Origin of the sequence: Dolichospermum sp. UHCC 0260 (assembly GCF_009711985.1) — a bacterium.
Lineage (GTDB): Bacteria > Cyanobacteriota > Cyanobacteriia > Cyanobacteriales > Nostocaceae > Dolichospermum > Dolichospermum lemmermannii.
Genome location: NZ_VIKZ01000064.1, coordinates 1 through 11409 on the forward strand (window position 1 = coordinate 1; position 11409 = coordinate 11409).

Annotated in this window: 11 protein-coding genes; 7 read left to right on the forward strand and 4 right to left on the reverse strand. The window is 38.0% G+C overall.

Features of this window, described 5'->3' with window-relative positions; all coding sequences use genetic code 11:
- Window positions 1-464: calcium-binding protein (locus tag FJR08_RS19800; RefSeq protein WP_305791126.1), on the forward strand; the 464-nt coding region annotated here is incomplete at its 5' end.
- A gap of 669 nt (window positions 465-1133) precedes the next feature.
- On the opposite strand, the gene FJR08_RS19805 is transcribed toward FJR08_RS19800, so the two are convergent.
- Both FJR08_RS19805 and FJR08_RS19810 read right to left on the reverse strand, forming a co-directional pair.
- Window positions 1134-2852, reverse strand: coding sequence for an ABC transporter ATP-binding protein (locus FJR08_RS19805; RefSeq protein ID WP_168634294.1), 1719 nt, complete (start codon window positions 2850-2852; stop codon window positions 1134-1136).
- 104 nt (window positions 2853-2956) lie between these two features.
- Complete coding sequence (locus FJR08_RS19810; RefSeq protein WP_148762897.1) at window positions 2957-3559, reverse strand: DedA family protein; 603 nt, start codon at window positions 3557-3559, stop codon at window positions 2957-2959.
- 126 nt (window positions 3560-3685) lie between these two features.
- On the opposite strand from FJR08_RS19810, the gene FJR08_RS19815 reads away from it, so the two are divergent.
- A complete protein-coding gene (locus tag FJR08_RS19815) occupies window positions 3686-4468 on the forward strand; it encodes an ABC transporter permease (protein WP_168634295.1) in 783 nt (260 codons plus the stop codon).
- A gap of 110 nt (window positions 4469-4578) precedes the next feature.
- Here FJR08_RS19815 and FJR08_RS19820 read toward each other — a convergent pair whose 3' ends face one another.
- Window positions 4579-5403: a Uma2 family endonuclease gene (locus FJR08_RS19820; RefSeq protein ID WP_174783170.1), complete on the reverse strand. Its 825-nt coding sequence runs from the start codon at window positions 5401-5403 to the stop codon at window positions 4579-4581.
- A 187-nt stretch (window positions 5404-5590) separates the two neighbouring features.
- Here FJR08_RS19820 and FJR08_RS19825 point away from each other — a divergent pair, with 187 nt between their 5' ends.
- Together FJR08_RS19825 and FJR08_RS19830 are read left to right on the forward strand one after the other, a co-directional pair.
- On the forward strand, window positions 5591-5965 hold the full coding sequence (locus FJR08_RS19825) for a hypothetical protein (protein ID WP_168634296.1): 375 nt from the start codon (window positions 5591-5593) through the stop codon (window positions 5963-5965).
- Window positions 5966-5997: 32 nt separating this feature from the next.
- A complete protein-coding gene (locus tag FJR08_RS19830) occupies window positions 5998-8046 on the forward strand; it encodes a substrate-binding domain-containing protein (RefSeq protein ID WP_168634297.1) in 2049 nt (682 codons plus the stop codon).
- Between the two features lie 312 nt (window positions 8047-8358).
- On the opposite strand, the gene FJR08_RS19835 is transcribed toward FJR08_RS19830, so the two are convergent.
- Window positions 8359-9021 carry a Uma2 family endonuclease gene (locus FJR08_RS19835; RefSeq protein ID WP_168634298.1) on the reverse strand — a complete coding sequence of 221 codons (663 nt, stop codon included), beginning with the start codon at window positions 9019-9021 and terminating at the stop codon, window positions 8359-8361.
- Window positions 9022-9249: 228 nt separating this feature from the next.
- Here FJR08_RS19835 and FJR08_RS19840 point away from each other — a divergent pair, with 228 nt between their 5' ends.
- From FJR08_RS19840 to FJR08_RS19850, 3 genes are all read left to right on the forward strand, one after another.
- On the forward strand, window positions 9250-9975 hold the full coding sequence (locus tag FJR08_RS19840; protein WP_148762907.1) for a pyridoxine 5'-phosphate synthase: 726 nt from the start codon (window positions 9250-9252) through the stop codon (window positions 9973-9975).
- A 134-nt stretch (window positions 9976-10109) separates the two neighbouring features.
- On the forward strand, window positions 10110-10829 hold the full coding sequence (locus tag FJR08_RS19845) for an ester cyclase (protein WP_168634299.1): 720 nt from the start codon (window positions 10110-10112) through the stop codon (window positions 10827-10829).
- A 153-nt stretch (window positions 10830-10982) separates the two neighbouring features.
- On the forward strand, window positions 10983-11312 hold the full coding sequence (locus tag FJR08_RS19850) for an MgPME-cyclase complex family protein (protein WP_053538323.1): 330 nt from the start codon (window positions 10983-10985) through the stop codon (window positions 11310-11312).
- Window positions 11313-11409: the final 97 nt, after the last annotated feature.

Genomic DNA, 11409 nt, shown 5'->3' on the forward strand with positions numbered 1-11409 from the left:
CTATTGGCAATCCCTCTAGTCTGACTTTGACAGGTACTAGTGGTAATGACTTCCTCGTCGGTGGTACAAATAATGATGTTCTCACTGGTGCGGGTGGTAAAGATACCTTGACTGGTGGTTTAGGCAGCGATAAATTTGTCTACCAAAATCTTACTGATTCTCTCCTAGCTAATTTTGATGTCATCACTGATTTCAACGCTACTCCAGGTAATGATTTGTTCCGTGTTTCTACGGCATTAGCTGGATTTGTGGATGTGGGAGCAGTTAATACTCTAGATGCTGCTGGTATTGGGGCAAAATTAGCAGCCTTTGGTTCAAATTACGCTGCTCAATTCAGTTTCGGGCAAAAAACCTTTGTGGCTATTAATGACGCAACCGCAGGGTTTAATGCTGCTAATGATGCCATCATTGAAGTCACAGGATTAACAGGAACATTGAATGTTAATAATTTTGTGATTGTTTAGGGGATATTCAGCAAACCATCCTGTAATTGATGCGATATGTGGGGGTTTAGCACTGCTAAACCCTTACATATATCGAAGTTAAGGTAATTCATGTTGATTTAATATCACTAAAATTAATAATATTGACAGGTTAACTATCACGTTTTCGTCAAATTGTCAATAGTAAATTTTTACTATCTCTCAAGTTAGATCATTTCTGAGCAAATTCATGGCTAAAATTGTTCAAGGAATAGCTATTAATTTTGTAAAGTTTTGTATCGGACTGGGAGATTGATTTCTGGAACTACTGTCAATAAAGGGTTTGAGACTAACATCTTTTTAAAGATCAAAAATTGACAATGGTAACCCAATTATGAAATTCTCCGAAATTATAGCAAATCGCGGAAAGTATTGCAACCTCGTTGATAAATAGAAAAAATTCTCAATTAATTATTAAGAAAATCTAAAGGCAAATTACTATAAGTTATAAATATCAAAAGTATTCTTAGTTTAGGATAATTTAAACTTATGATAAAGCGATGAAAACTGATCTATCTGAGAAAGAACGCTGGGGATTAAACTATGAGCATATTATTAGATTATAGCGTTTGCAGTAGCGTCTCGTATCCCTTGCGAGAATTTCAGATCCCCGACTTTTCTAAGAAGTCGAGGATCTTATTCTTATGGATCTTATTGTTGAGCATAATACCGGGCATATCTCCCTTCTAAAGCTAATAATTCCTCATGATTTCCCGACTCCACAATTTGCCCTTTTTCTAACACCAAAATGCGATCGCACTTCCGCACCGTTGACAATCTATGGGCAATAATTAACACCGTGCGATTTGCCATCAATCTTTCCAAAGCCTCTTGTACCAAAGCTTCTGATTCCGAATCTAACGCTGATGTGGCTTCATCAAGGATCAAGATTTGCGGGTTAAGCAGAACAGCGCGAGCGATCGCAATTCGTTGTCTTTGTCCCCCTGATAAATTCACACCTCGCTCTCCTACCCAAGTATGATAACCTTCCGGTAGTTGCTGAATAAATTGATCAGCATTAGCAATTTTAGCCGCTGATTCCACTGCGTTAATATCAAAAATATTTTGTCCGAAAGCGATATTTTGGGCAATAGTTCCCGAAAACATAATTGTTTCTTGAGGAACAATCCCAATCTGTTTTCTTAAACTATTTAAAGTCACATCTCGAATATTGACACCATCTATGAAAATTTCCCCAAATTCAGGATCATAGAAGCGAGGTAACAGATTTACAAAAGTGGTTTTACCAGCACCAGAAGCACCAACCAGAGCAATAGCTTGACCTGGCATTACTAATAAACTAATGTTATTTAATACAGGTTCTCCTGATTTATAGGCAAAAGTAATATGGCAATATTCAACTTTACCATTAACAGATGGAAGTGTAATAGCATCTGGTTTTTCTAATACCGTTGGTTGAATTGCTAATAACTCAAAAACCCGATCAACTGATGCCTCACCTTGTTTAAATTCATTATAATTATTAGTAGTATGACCAATAGGATCAATTAACAAAGCTGCTGCTGTTAAATAACTAAAAAATTCACCGACAGTTAAATTACGTTGAGATATTTGCCAAGTTCCTACCATTAATAAAGATAACGCACTGAGAGCTTCTAAAAATCCGACAATGGGAATTTGAATAGCCTTTAATCTTTCGACTGAATATTTAGCTTTAAAACTGCGTTCTGCTTCATGACTAAATCTATCAATTTCGTATTTTTCCGCAGCAAAAGCTTGAATCAATCGAATCCCGCTAAAAACTTCCGTTAAAATAGCTGATAAATCAGAAATACGACTTTGACTTTTGAGAGAATATTTCCGTAAACGTTCCCCAAACCAACCAATTAAAATTCCCATAATTGGAGCAACAATTACCGTCGCTAAGGTAAGTTGCCAATTTAAATAAATCATGTAAATGGGAATAGCAATTAATTGCAAAACACAGGGAGTAAAATCATGAAAAAGTTTATTAATAACTTCTCCCACCCTGTCAACATCTTCCGTGAGACGGTAAGATAAATCTCCAGCTTTAGCAGTTTCAAAATAGCTGAGATTGAGTTTTTGTAAATGAGTATAAACCTGTTGACGGAGATAAAAAGCGATTCTTAACGCTGCCTTAGCCATGTATAAATCTTGTACAGACTGAAAAAAGCCGCGCACAAGAAAAATAGCAGCACTGATTCCGGCTAATTGAGCGATCGCTAATACATTACCATTCCCGAAGGGAACAGCCAACTTACCCGCGACATTAATCAGGGTTAAAGTTGCCAGTACATATCCCAAAATCCCGACAAAACCCTTAGCAATAGGTTGCCATTGGGTGCGGATATAGGGTAAAAGTTGCCAATAATTAGAACGTGTTTTCAAGTTGTCACATCCACAAAAAATATTTTCCTTTGTTTGACGCTACCAGCTTTTGGTCATATTTGGGAATAGGGATGGGTAAACTGTCATCAAAACAAAGCATTTGATCATTTATTAGCTCTATTTTCTTTAATTACATGAATAACAGATGGTAATAAAGAAACAACAACAATTAAGCCAATTATTGGTAAAAGATACTTATCTAACTGTTCCGCTGGCAAAGTTTTTCCCAGGAAAAATCCTAACAAAGTAATCCCAAATGTCCAAACAAAACCACCAATTAAGTTATAAGACATAAAAGACCGATAGTGCATAGCCCCAATACCTGCTACAATCGGCGCAAAAGTCCTCACAATTGGCATAAATCTAGCTAAGACAATTGTTTTTTTCCCATGCTTTTCATAAAAATCTTGAGTTTTCACAATATGTTTTTTACGAAATAACCAAGAATCATCCTTCTCAAATAATTTTCTGCCAAATTTATGCCCTGTAAAATACCCGACATTATCACCTAATACAGCACAAAAAAACGCACCAAAAATCAGTACCCAAATATTTAGCAAGTTTTGAGAAGCAACAAATCCAGCCGTAAATAGTAAACTATCACCAGGGAGAAAAAACCCAATCAATAAACCAGATTCAGCAAAGATAATTCCCCATACTCCAAAATAACCCAGCGATTTAATTAATTCCGGTAAATTAAAGTGCATAAAATCCGATTTGCTTAAGAAGTTGCATTCAACATTTTAACGTTCATAAATTATAAAAATACCAAATAATATTAAGTTTAGATAAAATTATTTTATATTCAAGAGATATTGGGGTAAAGGCGAAAAATGGCAAGATATTTAAAAGTGTTGAGATTATTTTGGAGTGCTGCCATTGCGGCAGAAATGGAATATCGTATTAATTTTATCATTTCTGCTTTCAGTAGCTTAGGTAATTTAATCGGTAGTATCTTTGGCTTATTCCTATTTTACCGCACAGGCTACACTTTTACGGGCTGGTCATGGGACGCAGCTTTAGTAGTCTTAGGAATTTTCACCCTATTACAAGGCTTTTCGGCTACCTTCCTCGCTCCCAACTTAAATCGGATTGTGCGTCATGTCCAAGAAGGGACCTTAGACTTTGTATTATTAAAACCTATTCGTAGTCAGTTTTGGTTATCTATTCATACCCTTTCCCTCTGGGGAATACCAGATTTAATCTTAGGTTTGCTCATCATTGGCTACGCTGGTAGAAAACTTAACTTAGGAATTGACAAATACTTACTGACTATTTTTCCCTTGGCTTGCGGTTTAGTCATTCTTTACAGCCTGTGGTTTATCCTCAGCGCAACAAGTATTTGGTTTGTTAAAATATACAACGTCACAGAAGTATTAAGAGGGTTTCTAGATGCTGGAAGATATCCAATTACAGCCTATCCGGCGGCTTATCGCTTCTTCTTTACCTTTATAGTTCCAGTAACTTTTTTAACAACAGTTCCAGCCCAGTCTCTGTTAGGTCAAATTCAGTTTACCTGGTGGCTAGGTGCGGGATTTTTAGCAATTGTCTTATTCTTTATTTCTACTCAGTTTTGGCGGTTTGCCCTCCGTTTTTATACCAGTGCTTCCAGTTGATTATACAGCAGGAGTGAGCAGGCAAAAATTAAGATCCCCGACTTCTGCTGTCATCATCTCCAGAAATTGTGATTTGTCCTGAGAAGTCGGGGATTTGGGAAACCTAACGATTACAACATATCTGGATCTTCACCCAATTCTCGTAATCTGGCAGCCAACCTATCTGCTTTTGCCTTAGCCTCCTCCTCTCGTGATTTAGCTGCCTCTGCTTGAGATTTAGCTGCCTCTGCTTGCGATTTAGCTGCCTCTGCTTGCGATTTAGCTGCTTCCTCTGGTAATAAAACTAGATTACCAGCAACATCATAAAACCGCGCCCAAATTGTAGTTTCCCTTTCTACCGTTCCTTCCCAAGTTCCCAACCATAAACCTAAACGTCTACTCCATAGCCAACCATGTTCATTGGGAATTAACGGCTGATACTTTTGATTATCATCTAAATGCCATCCTTGTAAAGAACGAGGATTAAATGGATCATAGACAAAATAATCCGAGGTACGAAAAGTCTGTTCATAAAGGTCTTTTTTAATACCTTTATCTATTGCTGCCGTAGAAGGTGACATTAATTCCACAATTACATCAGGATAGCGACCATTCTCGTCCCAAACCACCCAACCTTGTCGAGTGTTAGTACCATCAATATTGAGAACAGCAAAGAAATCGGGACCGCGAAAATCACGATTACGAACCTGGGTGCTGCTGTAATAAATAAACATATTGCCCCCAGTAAAATAATCATTGCGATCGCACCAAAGCTGCTGCAATGATCGGATAAGGACATTCATTCCAGTCCGATGTCTATATGATTCCAAGGGTTCACCATCATCAAATATTAAGTCTGTTGGTGGGTCATGGGTTTCACCATCGTCAAACACATAATAAGTGGATGAGTCATGGACTTCCCTGTCCACAATGGCTAGATTCTTTTCGGTAGTCATGAGTGATTATCGCCTTTTTCATCAAGCCTAAACTTCTATAATAATCTGCCCAGAGCTTTCTAAAAGCCTTTGACTATAGCGGTAATTGCTTAAAAGTTATCAAAATTTCCGATTTTATCCAGTAAAATTACAGACAAGCGTATATTATATAGTTGGTCAACTCCTTAAAAGACTTCACAGGTGCAAAATGAGTTCAGAATCTAATGTTAAATTCACAATTACTCTTGCCAATCCAGATTTAGATGCAGAGGAGCAGGAACGGGAAACACGGAATCTGCTGCGAGACATTAAAGACTTAAATGTGGAAAGTGCTGGACTTGTAGAAGTGGCAGAAATACCAGAAGGAGCTAAATCTGTTGGTGGTTTTTTGGTCGGGGCTTTGCAAGCTGAGGTCACTATTAGTAATTGTTATAAATTGTTGGCATGGTTGGGCGGCTTGGGTAACAAAAGTATTGAATTGGAAGTTGAAGTCAACGGAAAAAAGGTGAAAGTTAAAGCCAATGGTCAGAAAGAACTAACAGCAGCACTGGAATTAGCACAAAAATTTATTGCAGGTAACTAAGAAATTACACAATATAAGGAAAGAATAACGAGATGGCGAAAATAGCCCTACTAATAGGAGTTAGCGAGTATGAGCCTGGTCTTACCCCGTTACCAGCAGCGACAAAAGATGTTGAAGCCATGCAGCAAGTTTTGGAAAACCCAGACATTGGCGGTTTTGATGAGGTCAAAGTGCTGGTAAATCCTCCACGACAAGAAATGGAAGAAGCCATCGAAATGTTGTTTGATGATCGTCAAAAAGATGACCTCTTGCTACTATTTTTCTCTGGTCATGGCATTAAAGATGAAGAGGGTAATCTTTACTTTGCTACTCACAACACTCGTAAAAATTTACTACAGTCTACAACAGTATCGGCTAAAGTTGTCCATCAAGTCATGAAAAATAGCCGCTCTAAACGCGAGGTGGTGATTCTTGATTGTTGCTTTAGTGGTGCGTTTGGTAAAGAGTTATCAGCGAAAGGTGATGGTTTTGTAGATATCAAAAATCAATTGGGTGGAGAAGGGAGGGCTGTTCTCACTTCTTCAAGTTCCACTCAATATTCCTTTGAACTGCAAGGGGCAGATACCTCAACTTACACCCGCTACATAGTTGAGGGGCTGAAAACTGGTGCAGCAGACCGGGACGAAGATGGTTCGATTTCCGTTGATGAATTGCATGAATACGCCAAAAGTAAGGTTCAAGAAGCCACTCCAGGAATGAAACCGGAGATATATGCTGTCAAAGAAGGTTATAAAATTCAGCTTGCTAAAGCACCTATAGATGATCCCAAGCTCAAATATCGTCGAGAAGTTGAATATTGCGTAAGGGACGGTGAGATTGATAATCTTGGTCGTATTACTTTAGATAACCAAAAAAAAAGATTGGGACTAACACCTGACGAAGCGGCGACTATAGAGGCTGATGTTTTAAAACCTTATCAAGACTACAAAGAAAATTTACAGGAATATCAGAAAGCATTTCTCCAAACAATTAAAGGTAAATTCCGTGTTAGTGATAAAACTCGTGCTAAATTGAAACGTCTTCAGCAAGTGTTAGGACTTAGAGATGAAGATACAGCCAAAATAGAAGCTTCTCACAAAAGAAAACTTAATCTAGGTAATCAATTTATAGAAATATTGAGTCTAGGAATTATTAGTTTTGCGGTAGCATGGTATATTAAGCCGGATAAAGAATGTCTTCCATGTAAGTTACCTCCAATAAAAATTACCAACCAATTTGCACAAGTTCACAATGTACCTAAAGGAAAATTTAACTACGGTGGCAGCACTTCCTGGAGTTTTATATACCCAACGTTAGAATCAGAAATTAAAAAGACTCATCCTCAATTTGATATCAACATAAAAAAGGAGTTCGTAAAAGGTTCTGGAATAGGTATTGAGAAGTTAATAGATGGTGAACTGGATTTTGCTCTATCATCTCGTGATGTTTCCTCTGAAGAGAAAGACGAAGCTGGAAAAAAGGATTTTAGTCTTAAAGCAATTCCGGTTGTTAAAAGTGGTGTAGCAGTAGCCGTTAACCCCAAATTAGAGATCAATTCTCTGACCAAAGACCAAGTAAGTGAAATCTTTAGTGGAAAGATTGACAATTGGAGACAGGCTGGTGATCCAGCAGATATCCCAATTAAGCTTTATATACGTAGTAGGAATTCAGCAAGCACTGATGAGTTCAGAAAAACTTTAAACATCGTAAGTTTTGGTAAAAATATTAACTATGTTAGTACGACTAATGAAGGACTCCAAGAAATCACTAAAGAACCTGGGGGAATCTTTGTAGGACCCATCTCAAATATAGTGCCACAGTGTGGAGTTAAGACTTTACCTATTATTAATAAGGGTAAAACTTTCTATCCATACCAACAACAAAACTTCGTGTCACCTGCTGAATGTGGACCTGGCAAGCGTAATCGAGTCAACATAGAAGCGATTGACAGTGATGAATATCCATTCCCTGTTCGTTTTTATGTAGTGGTTAAGGAAAATGGTCAAGAACAACAGCAAGCTGGTGAAGCGTATGCAAATCTACTTCAGACAGAACAAGGTAAAAACATGATAAGACAGCTTCAAGAAACTGGAGGTCTCTAACTAGTTGCTAATGCTTCACTTTGCGGAATCTTCTTGCAAAGTATCTATTAAGCAATTACAATTTTTCAGTTGATGGTGCAACAGGAAAAATTCAGTTTTCACAATCAGGCGATCGCATAAACAATAGCATCTTCTTAATCAAAGTTCAACAAAAACCTGGAACTGATAAATACGAATTCGTGCCAATTCCTTAATTTTACAACTTTACTAAATAGCGATTATACTAAACACGGGTGAGATTTAAACTTTTGCCAAATGACAAAGAACCCAGATGTGTAGGGGTTTAGCAGTGCTAAACCCCTACGTTTAGAATCAAACAATCAAGCCGTTTTGAGTATACAAATTATCCTTAACCCAACTCCTAAAACTCCGCATAGCCTGACTTCTCCCAATAGTTAAACACTGCCGTACATACTCATTAACTAATTCAATAATAGGAATATTAGGAAAATTAGGACTAGATTGCGATTTTATATATTTCCCTTCCTTCAACAAGAAAATCTCCAAACCTTGTTGTTGATATCGCCAAAGTTCAGGAACTCCCAAAATCTCATAATTGTCAAATCGAGTCCGAGAAGTAATATCAATTTCAATAGCCAAATCTGGTGGTGGATCTATATTTAAATCAATGCGATTTTTGCCAATTACAGCAGCTTGATTTTGAATATAAAAACTAGTATCCGGTTCTACAGCTTGCCGCATTCGCTCATTTTTCAGTGTTGTCGAACCAAAAGGCTCAAAATCAATTTCCAATTTATCTAATAAAATTCTGACTAATTCACCAAATATCTCTTTATCTTTTTCGTGTTCAGGTAAAGGAACCATAATTTCTAACCAACCATCACTATAAGAAATACGCGCTGTACGCCTTTCTCCCATTTCCTCTAAAATATTTTCTAACTGCGGCCAACTAATATCCTTGAGTAACATTTGTTGACCAGGGTTGACAATAATTTGTTGTAGTTCTAAAAGCATATCGCCTCAAAGATTATCCAATTTTTTAAGAATTATCTTTCTTTATAATACAGCGGTTTCCGCTCTTATGAGGTACAAAGTTGAATCATGAAACTCTTGTAGTGCGGGCATCTTGCCCGCTAGATATGTACCTCATAACACCGGGAAGTGCTGTATGACCGTTCACCGCATAATTGATATTTCCGCTAAAATCAACATCTAAGAACCGTTAAACAGGAGAAACCAGGCGTGCCTACACTCGGTGTAAATATTGACCATATCGCTACCATTCGCCAAGCACGGCGCACAGTAGAACCAGATCCCATAGCAGCGGCAATTCTCGCAGAACTAGCGGGTGCAGATGGCATTACAGCCCATTTGCGCGAAGATAGAAGACATATTCAAGATAGAGACGTGCGACTATTGCGGGAAACGGTGAGAACCCACTTAAACCTAGAAATGGCAGCAACAGCAGAAATGTTAGCCATAGCCCTAGATATCAAACCCGATTATGTTACCTTAGTACCGGAAAAGCGGGAAGAAGTAACAACAGAAGGTGGTTTAAATATTGTCGGACAAATTGCTAGAATAGGAGAGATAGTTGATAAGTTGCAAAATGCTGGCATTCCCGTAAGTTTGTTTATTGATGCCGAACCACCACAAATTGAGGCATCTGTCAAGGTAAAAGCCAAATTTATTGAACTGCATACAGGACAATATGCGGAAGCCAAAGACGAAACAACTCGCCAAAAAGAACTAGCTTTATTAGCCCAAGGCTGTGAACAAGCCATTAAAGCCGGGTTACGGGTGAATGCTGGTCATGGACTCACATACTGGAACGTTTACCCCATTGCCGCCCTTCCAGGCATGGAAGAACTCAACATCGGTCATACTATCATTAGTCGAGCAGCTTTAGTAGGTATTGAAAGAGCAGTTCGAGAAATGAAAGAAGCAATGTCACTTCGTTCCAATTAAAAATTAATAAATTAAAAATTAAAAAGGGTTTCTTCTTTTTTAATTTTTAATTCTCAATTTTGAATTTCTTCCAGAGGGGTTGTAGCTGCGTAATTCCAGAAAATTAGAGTCACATTTGGAAACTTCAAACTTCTATGACTTCTCAACAGTCTAACAACTTGCCCCTATGGGTACAAGATAGAAACAAGGTAATTGCAGCCAGCACTGATGCTCAATGGCGCAATCAAAAACCCCCTGACTATAGCCGTTCTCAGCAAAACCTAGCAAAAGAGAGTATCCACCATCATCTCGAAGGTACACTGGAAGCTATCGTCGAAAACCTGGTGAGAACCTTTGAAATGGAAGTGTCATGGAAAACTAACCCCGAACAGTGGTTATCTATCGTCAATGACAAATTCCGGGTAACAAGCAATGGTGGTCAAGAATACACCGCTGCCGAATTAGGTAAATCAGGTACTTATAATTTATTTATGGCTGATTCTGAACATTACAAAGCTTCAGAGGAAAGTTTTGAATCATCCCATGATATCTTTCATAGTACCTTTCCTCAAGGATTTCCCTGGGAAGTATTGGCAGTTTATTCTGGTCCTCCCAATGTTACATTTAAATGGCGACACTGGGGACATTTTCAGGGTAAGTATAAAGATTATGCACCCACAGGGAAAACAGTTGAAATTATCGGTATGAGTATTGCTCAAGTTACCGACGATTTAAAAATTGTTTCCTTAGAACACTATTTTGATAATGCCCTATTTTTAGAAAGCCTGACAGCAGGTGGCAAACTAGAAAATAGTGAAAATAAGGGCAGTGGTTGTCCTTTTGGTTCTTGGTTTCAGGGATTGAAGAAAAGTTAATCGCTCAGGGTACAGATTCAACACTGCGCCCTAAAATTATAGCAGATCCCCGACTTCTGTTTTCATAATGTCAATAAATGATGAATTAATACTAGAAGTCGGGCATATTACCACAGTAACCTAAAATTATAGATTAGTCAGCAAGCAAAGAAAATGCAAACATACTATTACGTTTTGGCCAGTCAACACTTTCTTATGGAACAAGAACCGATAGACGAAGTTCTCAAAGAACGGACTCGTAACTATCATGAACAAGAAAAAGAAATTGATTTTTGGTTAGTTAAGCAACCCGCTTTTTTAGAAACACCAAAAATGGCAGGTATTAAAAAGAAATGTCCCCAACCTGCGGCAGCCATTATTTCCACCAATTCACAATTTATAACTTGGCTAAAACTGCGGTTAGAGTATGTGATTACTGGAGAATTCTCCGCCCCTAGCGACACTATACCAAATCCATTAGCATCCCTTACCACAGCTTCTTAATAGGGAACAGAGAACGGGGAACGGGGAATATATAAGAATTTCACCTCTTCCCCAATTACCAATGACCAATGACCAATGACCAATGACCAATGACCAA